General features: G+C 29.4%; 15 protein-coding genes. 6 read left to right on the top strand and 9 right to left on the bottom strand.

All coding sequences use genetic code 11. From position 1 onward, the window contains the following. Positions 1–29 precede the first annotated feature (29 nt). The 3 genes from BLV71_RS15155 (at position 30) to BLV71_RS15145 (ending at position 3,855) form a co-directional block, all read left to right on the top strand. Complete coding sequence (locus BLV71_RS15155) at positions 30–512, top strand: hypothetical protein (protein WP_093871361.1); 483 nt, start codon at positions 30–32, stop codon at positions 510–512. Further along, complete coding sequence (locus tag BLV71_RS15150) at positions 502–2,238, top strand: tetratricopeptide repeat-containing sensor histidine kinase (RefSeq protein WP_093871360.1); 1,737 nt, start codon at positions 502–504, stop codon at positions 2,236–2,238. The genes BLV71_RS15155 and BLV71_RS15150 overlap by 11 nt, the downstream gene beginning before the upstream one ends. 873 nt (positions 2,239–3,111) lie before the next feature. Next, a complete protein-coding gene (locus BLV71_RS15145; protein WP_093871359.1) occupies positions 3,112–3,855 on the top strand; it encodes a LytR/AlgR family response regulator transcription factor in 744 nt (247 codons plus the stop codon). Between the two features lie 764 nt (positions 3,856–4,619). On the opposite strand, the gene BLV71_RS15140 is transcribed toward BLV71_RS15145, so the two are convergent. The 6 genes from BLV71_RS15140 to BLV71_RS15115 form a co-directional block, all read right to left on the bottom strand. Next, positions 4,620–5,345 carry a (S)-benzoin forming benzil reductase gene (locus BLV71_RS15140; protein WP_093871358.1) on the bottom strand — a complete coding sequence of 242 codons (726 nt, stop codon included), beginning with the start codon at positions 5,343–5,345 and terminating at the stop codon, positions 4,620–4,622. Positions 5,346–5,841: 496 nt separating this feature from the next. Beyond that, positions 5,842–7,458 carry an RluA family pseudouridine synthase gene (locus BLV71_RS15135; RefSeq protein WP_093871357.1) on the bottom strand — a complete coding sequence of 539 codons (1,617 nt, stop codon included), beginning with the start codon at positions 7,456–7,458 and terminating at the stop codon, positions 5,842–5,844. 78 nt (positions 7,459–7,536) lie between these two features. Then, positions 7,537–9,309 carry an AMP-dependent synthetase/ligase gene (locus BLV71_RS15130; protein WP_093871356.1) on the bottom strand — a complete coding sequence of 591 codons (1,773 nt, stop codon included), beginning with the start codon at positions 9,307–9,309 and terminating at the stop codon, positions 7,537–7,539. 71 nt (positions 9,310–9,380) lie between these two features. Beyond that, on the bottom strand, positions 9,381–11,153 hold the full coding sequence (locus tag BLV71_RS15125) for an AMP-dependent synthetase/ligase (RefSeq protein ID WP_093871355.1): 1,773 nt from the start codon (positions 11,151–11,153) through the stop codon (positions 9,381–9,383). A gap of 37 nt (positions 11,154–11,190) precedes the next feature. Beyond that, positions 11,191–12,366: an aspartate aminotransferase family protein gene (locus tag BLV71_RS15120; protein ID WP_093871354.1), complete on the bottom strand. Its 1,176-nt coding sequence runs from the start codon at positions 12,364–12,366 to the stop codon at positions 11,191–11,193. Between the two features lie 8 nt (positions 12,367–12,374). Next, on the bottom strand, positions 12,375–14,006 hold the full coding sequence (locus BLV71_RS15115) for an OstA-like protein (RefSeq protein ID WP_093871353.1): 1,632 nt from the start codon (positions 14,004–14,006) through the stop codon (positions 12,375–12,377). Positions 14,007–14,175: 169 nt separating this feature from the next. Between BLV71_RS15115 and BLV71_RS15110 the strand changes: the two genes are divergently transcribed. The 3 genes from BLV71_RS15110 (at position 14,176) to BLV71_RS15100 (ending at position 17,222) form a co-directional block, all read left to right on the top strand. Beyond that, the gene (locus BLV71_RS15110) at positions 14,176–14,847 is read left to right on the top strand and encodes a hypothetical protein (protein ID WP_093871352.1); all 672 of its coding nucleotides are present in this window, start codon (positions 14,176–14,178) and stop codon (positions 14,845–14,847) included. Between the two features lie 42 nt (positions 14,848–14,889). Then, complete coding sequence (locus tag BLV71_RS15105) at positions 14,890–15,678, top strand: HesA/MoeB/ThiF family protein (protein WP_093871351.1); 789 nt, start codon at positions 14,890–14,892, stop codon at positions 15,676–15,678. 113 nt (positions 15,679–15,791) lie between these two features. Beyond that, a complete protein-coding gene (locus tag BLV71_RS15100) occupies positions 15,792–17,222 on the top strand; it encodes a pyridoxal phosphate-dependent decarboxylase family protein (protein ID WP_093871350.1) in 1,431 nt (476 codons plus the stop codon). A 31-nt stretch (positions 17,223–17,253) separates the two neighbouring features. On the opposite strand, the gene BLV71_RS15095 is transcribed toward BLV71_RS15100, so the two are convergent. From BLV71_RS15095 to BLV71_RS15085, 3 genes are all read right to left on the bottom strand, one after another. Next, positions 17,254–18,525: an adenylosuccinate synthase gene (locus BLV71_RS15095; protein WP_093871349.1), complete on the bottom strand. Its 1,272-nt coding sequence runs from the start codon at positions 18,523–18,525 to the stop codon at positions 17,254–17,256. A 36-nt stretch (positions 18,526–18,561) separates the two neighbouring features. Further along, positions 18,562–19,011 carry a Fur family transcriptional regulator gene (locus tag BLV71_RS15090; RefSeq protein ID WP_093871348.1) on the bottom strand — a complete coding sequence of 150 codons (450 nt, stop codon included), beginning with the start codon at positions 19,009–19,011 and terminating at the stop codon, positions 18,562–18,564. Positions 19,012–19,083: 72 nt separating this feature from the next. After that, positions 19,084–21,300 (bottom strand): RelA/SpoT family protein, encoded by a 2,217-nt coding sequence (locus BLV71_RS15085; protein WP_093871347.1) that lies wholly within the window; start codon positions 21,298–21,300, stop codon positions 19,084–19,086. Positions 21,301–21,361 lie beyond the last annotated feature (61 nt).

The following is a 21,361-nucleotide window of genomic DNA, read 5'->3' as shown; positions in this document are numbered from 1 at the left end:
CTATAGACAAACCAAACAATATAAAAATTATGGGAAACTCAGTAACAGTTAATCATGTAACGTTATCATTAGTAAAATTTGAAAAATTTGTAACAAATATTCCAGCCGCAAATAGGCCTACAGGTCCTTTAGTTAATATATCTGGAGCCGAAGGGTCTAATAGCACTCCATACACAGTAACCGTATTAGCTTATTTACCAGACAATCCTTTGAACAGAGTAGAAAACACAAGTGGGTTACAGTTACAAGGTAATGAAATTTATTTAAATTATTATGGTATAAACCCTGTAAATATTTTAAATAAAGAAGGAGGAACTGATACCGTTCAAGGAAGAGAGTTCCGTGTAGAGTTTAATTGTAAAGAGGAGACTACTAATTATGATTTATACTATATTCAGTTTACTTATAAAGTAGAGTCAGGTGCTTCAGCAGATATGATTTGGGTTAGAGATGAAGATGAAGATCCTGAAACAGATAGAGGGACTGTAAGTACTCCTGTAGATGGAGATTAGTAATATTTTTTTTTTAAAATCTAAATTATTCTTTTTATTCTTGTTTGTGTTTCTAAATACTTATGGACAAGTTGAAAGGTATGATTTAGATTTATTTTTAAAAAAAGCTGATAGTTTATGTTTAATAAATAAACGAGAGTCATTTTGTAAGGCGATTGATTTTTATAAAAACAAAAATTATGACTCTTGCTATGCTTATAGTAATAAAGCTCTTTTAGAGAATTTTGGGGAAAACGAAAGTGATATCCTTAATTATGTTCAGGGAACTTCAGCTATCAGAAAAAGATTATATAAAAAGGCTTTATCTAGTTTTTTATCTATTTCTGAAAATAATGAGATTAAGACCCTAAAGCTACAAAAATTAGGAAGAGTATTTTTGAGTTTAAAAAATTACGATAAAGCAATATTCTATTACGAAAAATGGAGTAAAAAAAGTAGTGTAACAACATTAAGATTGCGGAAAGCTTCTTATCATAACCTGGGAGTATGTTATATGCATACGAAGAAGTATGATAAGGCTAAAGAATTTTTCACTAAAAGATTATCATTAATAGAAGATAGAGACACAACAGGATTGATAACTGCCAAAATGGAACTAGCAAACGTGTATTATAATCAATATTTAGATGATGAGGCTATTCCTTTGTTTAGAGAGGCTTATCTTTTATCCAAAGACTTTTCGGATATAGAGCTTAAACAAAATTCATCTAAAAATATGGCTGTTGTTGAGCGAAATAGAAAGAATTATAAAGAAAGTGTTGGTTATTATATAGAGTATGGTAAATGGAAAGATTCCATTTGGAATCGAGATAAAATATGGGAACTTACTGAGCGAGATAAAAAATTATCTTTAGCACAAAAGCAGCAAGAAATTGCTGTACAGGATGAAAAATTAAAGCGTCAAAAAATACAAAGAGATGGTTTGATTATTGGTTCTTCTGGGTTATTAATATTTATTGGATTCTTAGGCCTTTTTTATAGAAAACTTAAAAAGAAAAATAAGTTAATTACGGAACAGAAAGAAGATTTAAATGTAGCTAATAAAACCAAAGATTATTTATTTTCTGTCGTTTCACATGATTTGCGTTCGCCTATTAATACTATTCGGTATCAGCATGAAGAGTTAAAAACTCATATTGATAATAAAGATTTAGTAGCCATAAAAGAAGCCACTAATGCAGCAATTGCTGTAACTAATAGTACCAGTCATTTATTAAATAATGTTTTGCATTGGTCATTAGAGCAAAGTAATCAGTTAATATTTGATCAAAAAGAGTATGCATTACGTCCTATGGTGCAACATGTATTACATGATTATACAATACTAGTAGAAGCTAAGAGCATCCGTATTGAAAGTGATTTAAAAAACGCTTTGGTAAAAGCAGATAAAGAGTCGCTGAAAATAGTATTGAGAAACTTGCTTGACAATGCTGTAAAGTATATGAATGGGGCAGGAGAGATAAAGGTAACTACTGGTGTTAAATCTGAAACAGAAGCATTTATATCAATAGAAGATACTGGCGTTGGAATACCTAAAGATAGATTAGTGAAAATTAATGCACTTAAAGATTTAAGTATTGATAAAATAGATCGCTCTGAAGGTGTTGGACTAGGATTAATACTTTGTCAAACATTAATTAAGAAAAATAACGGAACACTTACTTTTGACAGTGAAGTTGGTAAAGGAACAAAAATTACTATTCTACTGCCAAGTATACCAGTTTAAATAAAAAAAGAGATTGTAATTTGCAATCTCTTTTTTTTATGTCATTGCGAAATAGTTGTAATGATTGAAGTAATCTTTTAGTTAGTAACACGCAATACAAAGACAACTTCGTGCCTCGTTGTGACGTTATACTTGTGTCATTACGAACGAAACGAAGTGGAGTGAAGTAATCTTTGCATTTGAAGTGCATTATATAAAGATAACTTCGTGCCTCGTTGTGACGTTTTTATAGTGTCATTACGAACTAAATACAGTGGAGTGAAGTAATCTTTTAGTTAGGAACACGTAATACAAAGACAACTTCGTGCCTCGTTGTAACGTTTTGATAGTGTCATTACGAACGAAATACAGTGGAGTGAAGTAATCTTTGTATTTGAAGTGCATTATATAAAGACAACTTCGTACCTCGTTGTGACGTTTTGATAGTGTCATTACGAACGAAACACAGTGAAGTGAAGTAATCTTTTAGTTAGAAACACATAATACAAAGACAACTTCGTACCTCGTTGTGACGTTTTGATAGTGTCATTACGAACTAAATACAGTGGAGTGAAGTAATCTTTTAGTTAGGAACACGTAATACAAAGACAACTTCGTGCCTCGTTGTAACGTTTTGATAGTGTCATTACGAACGAAATACAGTGGAGTGAAGTAATCTTTGTATTTGAAGTGCATTATATAAAGACAACTTCGTACTTCGTTGTGACGTTAATAATTTGTCATTAGGGTTAAAGTACTAAAGCAATAACCTTTCTAACTTTTACATTTAAATCATTTAGGGTAAAAATCAGAAAAACAAACGTATAGATTAAAACTTGTTATAAAGAAGTAGAAAAATTGGTTTTGTTAACAAATTAGCTATATTTTTATACTATGAACACACTAAGACTATTACTACTAGAAGATTTAGATAAAGAAGCTAATGCGCTTATTTCTTTTTTAGAAACAAATGACTATGAGGTTGTTAGAGTGGCAAATGCAGAGGAGGCAGAGAAGGAGATTAAAAATCGATTTTTTGATGTGATTATTTTAGACATCATGATTGATGGTAGGCCAGAAGGAATAGAGTTGGCTCAACGTTTGAATCAACGTGATATGAATGTGCCATTTTTATTTTTAACGAGTATGCAAAGCAAAACTGTTTTTGATGAAGCTAAGCTTACTAATCCTATGGTTTATCTATTAAAACCATATAATGAATTAGAGCTTTTATATTCATTAGAATTAGCTATTGAATCGTGTTATCAGCAATCTAATAGTATCAGTTTTAATGAGCAAAATGCAGTATTAAGTCCTTCTTTTTTATTTATAAAAAAGAAAAGGAGTGTTGTTAAAGTAGATGTTAGTTCTATAAACTATATAGAAGTTAAAGAGAAGTATTGTAGTTTACTTTGTGATGAAGGGAATTATTTAATAAAACTATCATTAACAAAATTAAAAGAGATGTTATCAAATCCTGACTTTAAGCAGGTACATCGTAATTATTTGGTAAACATTAAAAAAATAAAAGAGATTTACTTTGAAGATAACTTAATTATTCTACAGAACAAAGGCCAAATACCTTTTAGTGAGCGTTACAAAAATGCATTTATAAAAGATAATACTATTTTTAGATAAAACAGGTTAAACATAGTATATTAAGATATCTTTGATGCTCTTGCTATGACGTTACAATTTGTCATTACGAAAGAGTGATAACGACTGAAGTAATCTTTAAGTTTGTAGTTTAGAATTTTATGAAAGCTTCGTTGTTCTTGCTATGACGTTTGAATTTGTCATTACGAAAGAGTAATAATGATTGAAGTAATCTTTAAGTTTGTAGTTTAGAATTTTAAGATAGCTTCATTGCTCTCGCTATGACGTTTGAATTTGTCATTAAGAAAGAGTAATAACGACTGAAGTAATCTTTAAGTTTGCAGTTTAGAATTTTAATATAGCTTCATTGCACTCGCTATGACGTTTGAATTTGTCATTAAGAAAGAGTAATAACGACTGAAGTAATCTTTAAGTTTGCAGTTTAGAATTTTAATATAGCTTCATTGCACTCGCTATGACGTTTGAATTTGTCATTACGAAAGAGTGATAACGATTAAAGTATTCTTTCAGTTTGTAGTTTAGAATTTTATGAAAGCTTCGTTGTCTTCGTTATGACGTTTTATATTGTCATTACGAAAGAGTGATAACGACTGAAGTATTCTTTCAGTTTGTAGTTTAGAATTTTAAGATAGCTTTGTTGTCCTCGCTATGACGTTTTATACTTTCATTACGAAAGAATGATAACGACTGAAGTAATTTTTCAGTTTGTACTTTAGAATTTTAAGATAGCTTCGTTGTTCTTACTATGAAGTTAGAATTTGTCATTACATTTATTTCTACTAAAATTAAACATTTCTAATATCAAAAATAGCTCCGTTTACCAACCTGTCTTCTATATCAATTGTATAAATAGTATTAGCTACAAATTCAGGGGTATATAGCTCATTGTTTTCTTTTAAATCAATGAAACGTTGTAGGTTTTTAAAATCATTTTCACTTGTGTTTCTTATTTGTGATTGCATATTAGTGTCAACTACACCTGGATATAGAGCAATACATTTCACTCCATTTTTAATAGATGCTTGTTCAGAAGCAGTTGTTTTGGTAAGCATGTCAATAGCAGCTTTAGATGTACAATAAGCACTCCAACCTTCATAAGGCTTAGTAGCAGCTCCTGATGAGATATTTATTATTTGTTTTTTACAAGTAATACTTTGTGTTAATTTGATAAATAAACTAGTTAATATAATTGGAGTAGTTATGTTTAATTGAATAGTAGTATTAATATCGTTAGATGTTAAATTTTCAATTGTTGTTATTTTACCTAATCTACCTGCATTATTTACTAATGTGATAGAGGTAATTTCAAGTTGTTTAATTTCTTCTAGAAGATTTTTAAAACAAGTTTCTGTATCTTTTAAATTACTTAAATCAACAGTAATTTGAGTAATATTTTTTATATCTGAAGTACTTCTAGCTAAAGAATATACTTTATAGTTTTCAATCGCATATTTCTTAGCTATTGCTTTTCCAATACCTTTACTTCCTCCTGTAATAATAATAACATCCATAGTGTAAATATAAATAAAGTGTATTTATAGATAAAATGCTTCTGAATAATTGTTTACTTTTTAAGTTAAAAAAGCAATTTAGATATAAGCATTTGTTTAATAGTTTTATAAAAAGAGAGAAATTCGTTTATCTACACTTTTCTATCATTTTACCGTAGCTTACAAGTAAGTAAACTTAATTTATAAGAATGAAGGTAGCCTCTGTTGTATTTTTATAAAAAGTTATTTCATTAATAGATTTTTTAAGTTAGTTTTTAGTTTGAGCTCTCTTCGGAGAGCTTTTTTATTGTTAACTAATGGTTAGTGTGTAGTAAATTAAGGGTAAACCCTTAGCTTACTTATAGGGATAACCCTTAGTGTTTGTTGTTTTTATTTTGTATAAATTGCAGTGTGTTTGTCTAAGAGTTTCAAACACAATACATTCTGCTAATATTTAAGGGATATCTCCTTTCAGAAATGAAGGGAGATTTTTTGTTGTATAAAATTAAGTAAACATCTAAAAAGGAACTGGAATTGTTAATTTCATCTCTTTTTTAGTAACTGGGTGAATAAAAGAAATGCTTTCTGCATGTAAATGAAGACGATTTGATTTTGTACCATACAAGTCATCACCAACAATAGGAGAGTTTAGGCCTAAATGATGAGCCATGTGTACTCTCAATTGATGTGTTCTACCAGTTATAGGGTATAAATAAATTTTAGTCCTTCCTTTGTTAGCACTAACTGTTTCCCAATGAGTGAGAGCTTCCTTTCCATATTCGTAACATACTAATTGTTTTGGACGATCTTCTAAGTCTACACGTAACGGAAGATTGATGGTACCTTTTTGATTTGGTAGAATACCATTTACTATAGCTACGTACCGTTTTTGAATAGTTTTATTAATAAATTGAGCTTGTAGCTCTTTATGAGTTTCTTTTGTTTTTGCAATAAGTAATATACCAGATGTTGACATATCCAATCGGTGTACAACTAAAGGCCCAGTAGCGTTTGGATATTTTTCACGGACTAAGCTTTCAATTGTATAGGAGATTTCTTTTCCAGCTACGGTTAAAAACTCAGCAGGTTTATTAATAGCTAACATATATTTATCTTCATAAATAATATTTAACTCTTGTGGTTTATTTAATTTTTTTATCAATGGGTTTTCTTCAACTATTAATCCTTGTAACATATGATTTAGAATAGGTTTACATTTACCAGAACACGCTACATAGTAGTGTAAATGTTTCCTTATAGAAGTAGTTAACGGTTTACCCCACCAAAATTCAGCTAAAGCAATAGGAGTTAGTTGATGTTTAAAAGCGTATTGAAAAAGTTTTGGAGCACAGCAGTCACCGCTTCCTGCTGGAATATTTTGAGTATTATTAAAAATATCTAATAAATTTTTAGATTGCAGGTTTGCATTTGTAAATAGATAATGTTTAAATATTTTTTGTTGAATATTTGCTGAAGTTTCCGCTCGTTGTTTTTTTAATAACTCAATTTTATTTTCATAATTCAAAAAAGTTTGTCTTAATGAGTTTATCTTATCATTTAAATAAACCTCGTATTCACGTAAGTAAAACTCTTCATTAATATTTAGTTGGTTGTTAACTAACTGTTGTTTTTTTCTAAGTTTACGATTTCTTTTAACTTTAGAATGCTCTTGATTTAATAGCTCTTCATGATTTTTTTTTTGTGTATAGTATTGCTTCTTTAATTCTAAGTATTCTTTTTTATTAGTTAATAAATGTATTTGTTCATTTATAATATTCAATTTGTTTTCTATTTGTATATAAAAACCATTAGGAGCCAGGATATCAAAAACAGGAGGGACAAAAAAATTATGCTGTGTTTTATTAGCCATCTTACCTGAAAAAGCAGCTATATAACCTATTTTACCTGTAGGGTGCTTAACAACTAAAACTCCAAACATTTTACCTAAAGCTTTAGTACTATTATTAGATAAACCAAAATCATGTTTAAAATCTGATTGTGTTAATAGATATTCTTGTAGTTCTTCTGCAGCTATTTTTGCTATTGAATGAGGTGTGTAATTATGAGGGTATCCTATTTTTTTAGGTAACTGAATATTTGTTGTATCAGATTTAAAATAATGTAGCTTGTTCATAGAGTTTCGCAAAAAAAAATCACTGTATGTTTGTCGTTACAAATATACAGTGATAGTATGTGTTAGTATTCTAATAAATTAGCACCTATAAATTTTATCATATAAATCTGAATAGATTTGCTTGATTATTTTACGTTTCATTTTCATAGTTGGAGTTAAATGCCCTCCATCTATAGACCATTCTTCAGGGGTAAGTTCAAAACGCTTGATTTGTTCCCATTTACCAAATTTAGCATTACAAGCATCAACTTCTTCTTGAATACGTTCAATTACTTTATGATTTGCTATAAGGTCTTTATTGTCATCTAAATTAATATTATGACGATTAGCCCATTCACGAACAAATGCAAAATTTGGTTGAATAAATGCAGCAGGCATTTTTTCACCTTCACCAATAACCATTATTTGTTCTATAAAACGAGATTGCTTTAATTCACCTTCTAATAATGGTGGAATAACATATTTACCGCCAGATGTTTTAAACATCTCTTTGGTTCTACCTGTAATTTTAAGAAAACCTTCTTCACAAACTTCACCTTTATCACCTGTATGAAAATAACCATCTTTAAGTACCTCAGCTGATTTTTCAGGATCTTTATAATATCCCATCATTATATTAGGTCCTTTTGCTAAAATTTCTCCATTCTCAGCAATCTTTACTTCAACACCATTAATTATTCTTCCTACTGTTCCAACTCTAAATCCGCCATTTCTAACATCATTTACAGAAATTACAGGAGAAGTTTCAGTAAGTCCATAACCTTCCATTACTGGCATTCCAGCAGCAGCAAAAACTCTTGTTAATCTTGATTGTAATGCAGCAGAACCAGATACCATTAGTTTTAACTCGCCTCCTAAGGCAGCTTGCCATTTAGAAAAGATTAATTTACGAGCAATACCTAATTGTTTTTCATACCACCATCCATTGGCTCCATATGGTTCATATTTTAAACCTAAATCAATAGCCCAAAAGAAAAGTTTCTTTTTTATGCCAGATAATTCAGCTCCTTTAGCGTAAATTTTATCATAAATTTTTTCATATAAACGAGGAACGGCAGTCATAACATTAGGTTTGACTTCTTGTGCATTTTCGCTTAATTTTTCTATAGATTCAGCAAAGTACACAGAAACACCACAGTATTGATATAAATACAATATCATACGTTCAAAAATATGGCAAACAGGTAAAAAGCTTAACCCTTTTTCTTTACCATAGGTTAAGGGTACTCGTTGTTCACTACTTAATACATTTGATACAATATTACCATGAGAAAGCATAACTCCTTTAGGTCTACCTGTAGTACCTGAAGTATATATTAAGGTAGCTAAAGTTTCTGAGGTAACTGCTTCTTTTCTTTCTTCAACTTCAGGTTGATTACTTTCATCTTTACCAAGTTTTAAAATTTCAGTCCAACTTTCTTCTCCAGGAATATCATCAAAAGTAAAAACTTTCTTAAGTTTTGTGTTTGATTTTATTTGGTTAAGTTTTGCTAGAATAGTGGTATCTGAAACAAAACAATAAGTAGCTTCAGAATGATTTAACACATATTCATAGTCTTCTTTAGAAATTGTTGGATAAATAGGAACGTTTTGTGCTCCAGTTTGTAAAATACCAATGTCACAAATGTTCCATTCAGTTCTATTATTGGTAGATATAACAGCTATTTTATCGTTTGGTTGAACACCTAAACGAATTAAACCACGACTTAAAGTGTTGGCTTGGGCTATATATTCTTTCGTTGATATAGATTCCCATTTACCATTATATTTTGTGGTAAATGCTTTTGGTAAGTTATATTTTTCTAATTGGTAATAAGGGAAGTCAAAAAGACGTGTAATTTCAATCGGCATAAATTCATATTTAGGGCTCTGCAAATTATAAAAATTAAGTCGATTGCACAAATAAAGCTTTAATGTTTGATTTATTGTTGATTATATATTTTTTTATACAAATAGTTGTATTTTTCTAAGATAATTTTCCTTCTCATTTTGAGTGTTGGTGTTAAATGACCTTCTTCGATGCTCCATTCATCTGGAGTAATTTCAAAATGTTTTATTTGTTCCCATTTTCCAAATTTTTTATTATAAAAATTAACTTCTTTTGATATTCTTTCAATAAGTTTTTCATTAGTAGTAAAACTAGAAATTTGATAGTTATGTCTTTTAGCCCATTTCTGAACAAATTCTTGAGAAATTTGAATCAGTGCAGCAGGCATTTTCTCACTTTCACCAATAACCATTATTTGTTCTATGAAGCGAGATTTTTTAAATTCACTTTCAAGCACTGCTGGGGCAATATATTTTCCTCCAGATGTTTTAAAAATTTCTTTTTTTCTATCAGTAATTTTTAAGAAACCATTACTATCTAATTCTCCAATATCACCAGTATGGAAGAAATTGTTTTTTATTACACTATTGGTTAATTCAATATTTTTATAATAACCAAGCATTACATTTGGGCCTTTTACCAATATTTCACCATCTTGAGCTATCTTAACTGTAACGTCATTAAGTACTTTACCTACTGTGCCTATTTTAAAGCCATTATTTCGTATATCTGTTACAGATACGGCTGGTGAAGTTTCCGTTAAGCCATAGCCTTCTAAAACAGGTATTCCAGCTGCGGTAAATACCTTTATTAATCTTGATTGCATAGGAGCGCTTCCTGCAATCATAAATTCTAGATGGCCTCCTAATGCATTTTTCCATTTTGAAAAAATAATTTTCTGAGCTATTTTTAATTTACTTTCATACCACCAGCCATTTTGTTTATAAGGTTGGTAAGCTTCTCCTAATTTTAAAGCCCAAAAGAAGAGTTGTTTTTTTAACCCATTTAAATTACTTCCTTTATCTACAATTTTATCAAAAACCTTTTCTAGTAATCGAGGAACAACAGCCATAAAATGGGGTTGAACTTCTTTTAAATTATCTCCAATTTTATCAATACTTTCTGCGAAATAAATTTCGAAGCCCATGTATTGACAATAATAGGAAGATGCTCTTTCGAATATATGACAAACAGGAAGATAACTAATAGCTCTTTTTTTATTATCGTGTAAATTTAAAGTATTACCAACAGCAAAAACATTGCTTACGATGTTGTTATGAGAAAGCATAACTCCTTTGGGGGTTCCTGTAGTTCCTGATGTATAAATGATAGTTGCTAAATCATTAGGTTTAACTTCTTTTTTAAGACACTCAACTTGTGGCTGAAGTTCATTATTCGTTCCTAATTCTAAAAAGGATTCCCAACCATTTTCAGTACCGAGTTCTTCAAAAGAGTATATCTTTTTTAAATTTGTGTTGTTTTGTACGCTTTTTACTTTTTTATATAATTCGTTATCTGAAACAAAACAAAAAACACTATCAGAATGTTGTAAGATATATCCGTAATCGTTTTCAGAAAAAGTAGGATATAATGGAACATTAACAGCTCCTATTTGTAATATACCAATATCTAAAATATGCCATTTAGGTTGATTTGTTGCTGTAATTACAGCTACTTTATCACCTGGTTTTATACCTAGTTTAAGTAATGAACGACTCACTTTATTAGCTTGCTCAATATATTCATGTGTTGAAATACTTTTCCATGAATCAAGATTTTTATAAACAAAACATTTTTTTTGAGGGTATTTATCTAGTTGATAATATGGGAAATCAAAAAGTCGTTTAACTGAAGTAGATTTTTGCATATAGGGTTGTTTGCTATAAATCTACTAAAAAAAATAATTATTTGTTTAATACATTTAATAGGATGTTACATCCTTCATGTATTTCTTCATCACTTATGGTTAATGGTGGGGTAATTCGAATAGCCTTTCCTTCAAAAAGTAACCAAAATAAAATTAATCCTTTATCAAGGCAATTTAAAATAACTTCGGAAGCTAATTCAGGGCTCTCTACAATTAAAGCTAGCATTAAACCACGCCCTCTAATTTCTTTCACTTTAGGGTGTTTTTCTAAAATACTACGAATTAATTGTTCTTTCCTTAAAGTTTCTTTTATAAGGTTTGTTTCAGAAATTTCCTTGATAGTAGCAAGGCTAGCAGCTGCAATAACAGGATGACCACCAAAAGTAGTAATATGTCCTAATTTAGGATTGTTATTAAGACAGCTCATTATCTCATTTGAAGAAATAAAAGCACCAACAGGCATTCCTCCTCCAAGTCCTTTACCAGCAATAATAATATCAGGAATTACATTATAATTTTCAAAGCCCCAAAAGGTTCCAGTTCTACCAACTCCAGTTTGAATTTCATCTAAAATTAATAAAGCTCCAACTTCTTTACAACGGTTTTTTACTTTGGTTAAATAATTGTTTTTAGGTTCAATAAATCCAGCACCTCCTTGAATAGTTTCTAAAATTACTCCAGCTGTATTTTTTGTTATTTTATGTAAATCAATTTCATTATTAAATTCAATAAATTTAACTCCAGGTAGTAATGGCCTATAGGCTTGATTTTGTTGCTCAGCACCACAAACACTCATAGCTCCTTGTGTATTTCCATGGTAGGCATTTTTAGCAGCTATAATTTCACTTCTACCAGTAAATTTTTTGGCAAGTTTTAAAGCGCCTTCAGTTGCTTCAGTTCCTGAATTAACTAAATAAACAGAAGAAAGGTTTTTTGGTAATGTTTTAGCTAAAGCTTTACAAAGTTCTAGTTGTGGTTTTTGAATGAATTCACCATATACCATTACATGGGTATATTGTGTTAATTGATATTGAATAGCTTCGTTTACTTTTGGATGATTGTGTCCTATGCTATTTGCAGAAACACCAGCTACAAAATCTAAAAGTTTTTTACCTGAGCTATCATAAATATAATTTCCTTTAGCGTGTGAAATTTCAATTGCTAATGGGTGAGGCGTTGTTTGTGCTTGATACTTTAAAAAATCATTTTTCATTAAAAAAACTATTCTCGTTTAAAATCATATTTTGGTAAAGTTCTTCTTTTCTCGTTTTCCTTTTTTAGTTTTTTCTTAGCTTTTATAACAGCTTTATTATTTCTTTTAGGTTTAAGAAAAATTGAAGCTTTATCTTTAATAAAAATATCTTCCATAACCAAGGGTTGTTCATCTCCACGCCATACAAAGCCTCTAAATTTCTTTTCTCCTTTAGGAAATTCAGAAGGAGGAAATGTTTTTCCTTCTGATTTTTTAAAATATTTTGTTTCTACAACTTCGTTATTTTCTAGTTTAAACTCAATATCACTAGCAATTTCTTTTGTTATAGTTTCTAATTTTTGAGTTTCATCATTTCTATTGTAATATAAAGATTCTGCATTTCCTTTTACAAGCATAGTTCTTAAATCATTCTCAATAAATTTACCGTAGATGTTTCTTCCTTTTATTTGATTATAGTTATCGTCGGATAACGAGTCTTTTTGAATAATAAAAGCATTTTGTAATACACGTAGAGAGTCCAACTCATTTGTTTTTTTATCTGACACTAGATGAATGCTATCTCCAGTAATCTGACTTTTTCCTGACCATAAAATGGGAGATCTGAACATTCTTGTTAAACCTGTTATTTGACTAGTATGTATAGAGTCACACTTTCCTTGTAAATTGGATTTAAAAATTTTTACATTATTAAAAATTCTAACTATTCGTTTTTCAGGCTTACCAGTAATTAATATTTTATCACCATGAACATACATAGAATCTTTTTCTTGCTCAGTAATTGCTACAGCTCTATCAATAATAAACAAAGAGTCTTTTTGTTCATACAATTCAGCATAATTTCCTTTGGTAACAGTGTTTTGTAAAGTGTCTATTATTTTTATCCTGTTAGTAGCAGAAGCAAATCCTTTTCTTTTATCATAATACAAACTATCAGCTTCTATAGTTCTGTTTTTTAAGAATAGTTTAGCTCTTTTAACAAAATAAGAAATCTCAGTATTGGTATCATAAAACCCTCTTTCTGAATATACCTTAGTACTATCTTTCAAATTGGTAATAGTACTAGGTCCATATAAATAAGCTAAACTTGTATTGGTGTAATAATCAAGATGGTTAGATTCTAAATGACTTTCAGGATTAACAACAGTTACTTTAGATTTAGCGATAAACTTTTTTTCTTTTAAAAAATAGGTTCCTTTTAAACTCTTTAATGTGTTTTTTTTATCTTTTATAGTACCACCAGTTTGGTAAAATAATACCTGTTCTTTTCGGTCAAAATGAAGTGTATCAGTATTCATCTTCATTTCCTTATCGTTAATTTCAACATTTCCCCAAGAAACAGCTTTTTTTGTATCTCCATTATAAATTGCAAAATCACTATACTGTATAATACTATCACCTTGTTCAATAACCACTTCACCAGCAGCTTTAAACAAGTTTTCTTTTTTGTATAATAAAGCTTGTTTACAGTCTAGAGTTGCACCTTCATGGGCAATTTTAACATTTCCAATTAAAATGGTTGCTCCTGGGTATTTTTTTTCATCAGCTTCAGAAAATTCACTAGAAATAATTCTAATTTTTTTTGTTTGAGAAAAACTATTAAAGGCTAATAGTAAAAGTGATAAAATAAATAGTTTTTTCAAAATAATATTGTTTTCAGCAAAAATAAGGAAAACTTCATTGAATGAAGTTGTTTGAAAAGTGAAAGTTTTTATAATAAAAAATCACCCGTTATGGGTGATTTCCTGTTTTAATATCCTACTAATTTTGCTGAAAATATATGTATTCAGTAATCTATTAATAATTCTAAAAATGTATTTCGAAAAACTATTTAAAAGTAAACTTGTTAGTTCTTATAAGCAATTAAATTTATGTCAAATAGGAGAGGAGGACCTTACTAATTTTTCTGATTTTGTTTTTAAAATGTATTCTTATCATTATTATAAAAAATATTCATGGATTCCTATGGATAATGAACAGAATGATATGAGAAATGAAGATATTAAACAATTTGAAAACTCAATTTATTTTGGATTTAAAAATTTAGAAAATATTTTAATAGGTACTATTAAAGCAACCTTAAAAACTGGTAGGACACTTTTTGCTGTAGAATATGAATTTAACATTAATGTTTTTGAAGTAATTAAAGAAAAACAATTAGAGGTTAATCAAATTTGGCACTTAGGAAGGTTAGCAGTAAATTCTAAAAAACTTAAAGAACATGATTCGTCACTTACATCAAAGAGGTTAATTCATAATTTACTAGTTCAAATTTTTGGCGTAATTAATAAGCAACCTAATAGCTTAATTATAGCTGAATCTGATGTTTTAATATATCATATTTTTAGAGATTTAGGAGTGAATATGCAAATAATAGGCGAGTGTCAGGAATGTTTGGGAAGTCCTACTTACCCTGTAATTATTACAGATGTTGAGAATTGGCTTACTAGAAATAAGATAGAAGAATTAGAATTAGTGTCATAATAATTTTTAGAAAAGAATTTTAATAAAAAATTAGAATATAAAATGATGAAAGCTTTAAAAGTTATACCAGAAATGCATGAAAATGAAAGGTATCATAAAAATGTGTTATATATTTCTCCAAAAGAGCAAAACAATATAAGAGATATTAAAATTGTTTTTGCAGGAGTAGGGTTAGGTAGTGTAATAGCAGAAGCAGCCTTAAGGTTAGGTTTTGAGAATTTTGTATTAATAGATGGTGATACTATAGAGTTATCTAATTTAAATAGGCAGAATTATGATAATGAATCTGTAAATAAATCTAAAGTTAAAGAAATAACTAAACGATTAAAGGCTATTAACCCTGATGTTAGTATTGAATATCATCACCTTTTTTTAGAGCCAACTACAATATCAAAATATTTAGAAGGGTGTGATGTTGCAATAAATGCTATTGATTTTGATACAGAACATACTCCTTTTGCATTTGATGAAATATGTAAAGAAAAAGGTATACCAGTAATACACCCTTTAAATTTTGGTTGGGGTGCTGCAGCTTATCTGGTAACGCCAACAAGTAAACAAATTTATAATGTAGAAAGAAATGACGGAAGGTTTGAATTGGTGTTAATTGAAAATATGTTGACATATTTAAAAAACAGGAAGGATATTAACTTGGATTGGTTTTATAGTTTTTTTGAATTGTATAAGTTAAATTCAGAAAAAATAACACCCCCACAATTAGTTGTTGGATCTCATTTATCAGCAGCTTTAGTTTGTAATATATTATTTAGCATAGTAAATAATTTAGAGGTTAAAACTTTCCCTGAACCTTATTTTTTATCAACTAGATAGTATTTTCTATATTGATGTTTTATGCACAAATTATCTTATTAATTTTAAAAATTAAGAGTGATTAAGGATTTCAAATGTTTTAATTTTGCAATAAATTAAAAATATATAAAGATATGAGTGCTCATTTTGATTTATCAAAAGAAGAAATGAAGTCTTATGGATATAAAATAGTTGACTTAATTACTGAACATTGGGATACGCTTGAAAGCAAAAAACCTGTAGTTAGTGCTTCAAGAAAAGAAATGGATACTGTTTTCTTACAAGAAGCCCCAGGAGAGGGTATGCCAGCTGAAGATGTTTTAGATTTTGTAATGGATAATGTGATACCTAATAGTATTTTAACATCACATCCAAAGTCGTATTCATTTGTACCTGGTCCTAGTAATTTTATTAGTACTATGGCAGACAGTTTAGCAACTGGATTTAATATTTTTTCAGGAGGTTGGATGGTTTCTCCAGCTGCAGCTGAACTAGAAATAGTAACTATGAACTGGTTACTTAAAATGTACGATTTTCCCGTAGAAAAAGGAGGTGGTATTTTTACTAGTGGTGGTTCTATGGCTAATTTAACTGCTTTAGTAACTGCAAGACGTTTAAAATGTGGAGATGATTTTTCTAAAGCTGTTATTTATTTATCAGATCAAGCTCATTCTTCTAATATAAAAGCTATTCGTGTTTTAGGGTTTAAGAAAGAACAGATTAGAATTTTACCTACAGATTTAGAATTTAGAATAAGCATTAATAAATTAAAAAATGCAATAGCTAAAGATCGATTAGAAGGTTTACAGCCATTTTGTTACATTGCTTCTGCAGGAACAACTAATACAGGAACTGTTGACCCTTTAAACGATATAGCTGATATATGCGAAGAAGAAGATTTATGGATGCATGTTGATGGTGCTTATGGTGGCGCTGCCATTTTAGCTGAAAAGGGAGCAAAAGCTTTACGAGGGATAGAGAGAGCAGATTCACTTACTGTTGATCCACATAAATGGTTTTATCAGCCTTATGAAATAGGGTGTTTGTTAGTAAAAGATGCTTCATGGTTGAGTAATACATTTAGTGAAAAACCTGAGTATTTACGTGATATTGAAGGAAATGAATCTGAAATTAATTTCTATGATTATGGAATTCAATTAACAAGACGTTTTAGAGCATTAAAATTTTACATGTCTATTAAAACTTATGGATTAGATACGTTTAAAAAAGCAGTTACTTATAATATTCAATTAACTGATGACGTTGAAAAGATGTTGCGTAAAAGTAGAAATTGGGAAATTATATCACCAGCAACTTTAGCTGTTATTAATTTTAGATACAATCCACTTGGATTAAATTTATCTGAACAAGAATTAGATGAATTAAATCAAAAAATTTCTAAAAAGGTGATGGAATCTAGGGAAGCATTGTTAGTAACTACAGTTTTAAATAAGCAGGTAGTTTTACGAATGTGTTTAATAAACCCTAAAACTACATTTAAAGATGTTGAGGATACCTTTTTATTGTGTAATTCTTTTGCAGATGAAATTTTAGGTAAAAAGTAAAAAAAAGAGCTCTTTTAAGAGCTCTTTTTTTTTATCTAACAATTGTTTGTTTTCTGTCTGGACCTACAGATACTATTTTAATAGGTACTTCAGTCTCTTTTTCAATAAAAGAGATATAATCTAATAAATTTTTAGGTAACTCTTCTTTTGTAGTCATTCCTGTTAAATCATCATCCCAACCTTTAAATTCAGTATAAATTGGTTCGATGTTTTCAGGTTCAATATTATATGGTAAATGAGAAATTTCTTCACCTTTATATTTGTAAGAAGTACATACTTTTAAAGTGTCAAAACCAGAAAGTACATCGCCTTTCATCATCATTAACTGTGTAACACCGTTAACTTGAACTGCATATTTTAAAGCAACTAAATCTAACCACCCACATCTACGAGGACGACCAGTTACAGCACCAAATTCACGACCAATTTTAGCCATTTCACTTCCAACTTCATCAAATAATTCAGTAGGGAATGGTCCAGAACCTACACGTGTAGTATATGCTTTGAAAATACCAAAAACTTCTTTAATTTTGTTAGGAGCAATTCCTAAACCAGTACAGGCACCAGAAGCTGTAGTGTTAGAAGAAGTTACAAAAGGATAAGTTCCAAAATCAATGTCTAATAATGAACCTTGGGCTCCTTCTGCTAAGATGGTTTTACCTTCTTTTAAACCTTTGTTTAAATATTCTTCACTATCAATAAATTGTAATTCTTTTAAACGCTCAACAGCAGCAAAGAATTCAATTTCCATTTCTTTTAAATCGTATTGAACATCAACATTATAAAAGCTAATCATAGCTTCATGTTTATTAGCAAGACTTCTGTATTTCTCTTTCCAATTATCTAGTTCTAAATCACCAATTCTAATCCCGTTTCTACCAGTTTTGTCCATATATGTTGGACCAATACCTTTTAATGTAGAACCAATTTTAGCTTTCCCTTTAGAAGCTTCAGAAGCAGCATCTAACAAACGGTGTGTTGGTAAAATTACGTGTGCTTTTCTAGAGATAATTAATTTTGATTTATAATCAAGATCAAATTTATTTAATCCGTCTAATTCTTGTACAAAAACTACAGGATCGATAACCACTCCGTTACCAATTACGTTAATTGATTTGTCATGAAAAATTCCTGAAGGAATAGTTCTTAAAACATGCTTAATACCATCAAACTCTAAAGTGTGTCCAGCATTTGGCCCCCCTTGAAAACGTGCAATAATATCGTAGTTCTTTGTAAGTACATCTACAATTTTACCTTTTCCCTCGTCTCCCCATTGTAATCCGAGTAATAAATCTACTGCCATCTAATTGTGTATTGTTAATAAGTTATTTTGTTGTTGTTAATTTTGTTTCTTTTTTGTTCCGTAGAAGTATAATGAATGGTTATGAATATCAATATCAAAAACTTCTTCAATTGTTTTTTTGATAATTTGTATTCTTGGATCACAAAACTCTTTTACTTCACCAGTATCGGTTAAAATTACGTGGTCATGATTCTTGTCAAAATAGCTCTTTTCATATCTAGCCATAGATTGTCCATCAAATTGATGTTTTCTCACCAAACCACAATCTAATAGTAAGTCTATTGTATTGTATAGCGTAGCTCTACTAACTCGATAGTTTTTATTTTTCATTTTGATGTATAATGATTCAATATCAAAATGTTCTTCAGCATCATAAATTTCTTGTAAAATGGCGTAACGCTCAGGCGTTTTACGATGTTTATTTTCTTCTAAGTAAGAAGTAAATACTTTTTTTACAATTTCTTGATTTTCTGCAGAGTTATTCATTAATTAGAATTTTACGAAAGGGCAAATTTACGTTTATTTATTGATAAAAAAAGGATGATATTAAAATGATATTTACAAAGTATTAACACGTTCTACTTTTTGTACACCATCAATTCTTTTTATACTGTCAATTAATTTATTTAATTGAGATTTATTTTTTACTCCTAATGTTAAGTTTCCTTCAAATACTCCATCGTCACCAGCAATGTTTATTCCGTATATATAAACATCAGTACTATTAGAAATAATGCGAGTAATATTATTGGCGATGCCTTTTTTATCTATACCAGAAAACTCTAAAGAAGCCTTAAATTCTTGTTGAGTTGAATCTATCCATTTAGCAGGCATTATTCTATAAGCATAATTTGATTGCAATGAAATAGCATTAGGACAATCGTTTTTATGAACTTTAATACCTTCATTTATTGTTACAAATCCAAATACCTTATCACCAGGTATAGGAGTACAGCATTTAGATAAAGTATAATCTAATACTTGTTCATCTTTACCAAAAACTAAAGAGTCAAAGTTGCTAGTTACTTCTTCTTTATCTGTAACGTTTTTACTAGGACTTCTTTTAAAGGTACTTCTAATAAAGCTCATTAAAGGACCACTTCTTTGAGCTAAAAATTCTTTTAGTTTGGTATTATCTATAGCTCCATTACCAACCCTATAAAATAAATCGAAACTTGTTTTTAAGCCAAAGTAATTAGCAATTTCATGAATTGTTTTTTCGCTAGTATTGATTTTTAAGTGTCGAAGTTTACGCATTAATATAGCTTTTCCTTCTTCAGCTATTTTCTTTTCTTCTGCTTTTAAGGCAGATTTTATTTTTGTTCTAGCACGTGCTGTTAAAACAAAATCGAGCCATCTTACATTAGGTTTGTTAATTGCAGCTGTAAGAACTTTAACTTGATCTCCGCTTTTTAATTCGTGACTTAAAGGAACTAGTTTACCATTTACTTTTGCACCACGACATTTAAGACCTACATCTGTATGAACTGAAAAAGCAAAATCTAAAGCAGAAGCACCTTTGGGTAATGATTTTAAGTCTCCATTAGGAGTAAAAACATATATTTCTTTAGCATATAGGTTTAATTTAAAATCTTCAACAAAATCAACTGCATTTATACTTTGGTTTTCTAAAGTTTCTTTTAAACGGTTTAACCAACCATCTAATCCGTTTTCACTAACATTACCTTGTTTATATTTAAAATGAGCAGCATACCCTTTTTCAGCTATTTCATCCATTCTTTGCGAACGAATTTGTACTTCAACCCATTTGGCTTGAGGGCCAATAACAGTTATATGTAATGCTTCATACCCAGTAGATTTTGGTTGTGAAATCCAATCACGTAAACGGGCTGGATTAGGTTTAAAGAAATCTGTTACAATAGAATATATTTTCCAAGCATCAAATTTTTCATCTTTAGATTTTGGTTTGTATATAATTCTAATGGCAAACTTGTCGTATACTTCATCAAAAGTTACATTTTGTTTGCGCATTTTTCTTCTAATAGAGAAAATAGATTTAAAACGACCTTTTATTTCATAAGAAAAAGCTTCTTTATTTAAAGCTTCTTTTAAAACACTTGTAAAGCTGTCAATATATTTTTGTTGATCTTCTTTACTATGTTCAATTTTACTAAGTATATCATTATATACATCAGGTTCAGTATATTTTAAACCTAAATCTTCAAGTTCAGTTTTTATGTTGTATAACCCAAGTCTATGAGCTAAAGGAGCATATATATATAAAGTTTCGGAAGCTATTTTTACCTGTTTATGAGGTGGCATAGAATCCATTGTTTGCATGTTGTGAAGTCTATCAGCAATTTTAATTAAAATTACACGTACATCATCATGGAGTGTAAGTAGCATTTTACGAAAATTCTCAGCTTGAATAGAATAGTCTTGTTCTTTTCTTAAGCTAGAAATTTTAGTTAATCCACTAACAATACGAGCAATGTTTTCACCAAACAAACGCTCCATATCATCAAGAGTATAATGTGTGTCTTCTACAACATCATGGAGTAGTGCAGCAGCAATAGAAGTTGCTCCAAGGCCTATTTCATAAGCAACTATTTTAGCAACAGCAATTGGATGATAAATATAAGGTTCTCCAGTTTTTCTTCGTTGTTCAGAGTGTGCTTCTACAGCAATTTCAAAGGCCTTACGTATAAGCTTTTTATCATCTTCTGAAAGTGTTTGATAAGTTCCTTTAAGTAAATCTTTATATCTATTGGCTATTTCTTTATTTTCCTCTTCTATCGTTGCATTATAACTCATACACGTAAACTTTAATGTTTATAAGGTTTCAAAATGAAAAATAGTATAAAGAATTTTATTG

The sequence above is a fragment of the Tenacibaculum sp. MAR_2010_89 genome (assembly GCF_900105985.1).
GTDB lineage: Bacteria > Bacteroidota > Bacteroidia > Flavobacteriales > Flavobacteriaceae > Polaribacter > Polaribacter halocynthiae.
The sequence above is the reverse complement of the archived record's forward strand: the minus strand, read 5'-3'. Positions and strand labels throughout refer to the sequence as shown.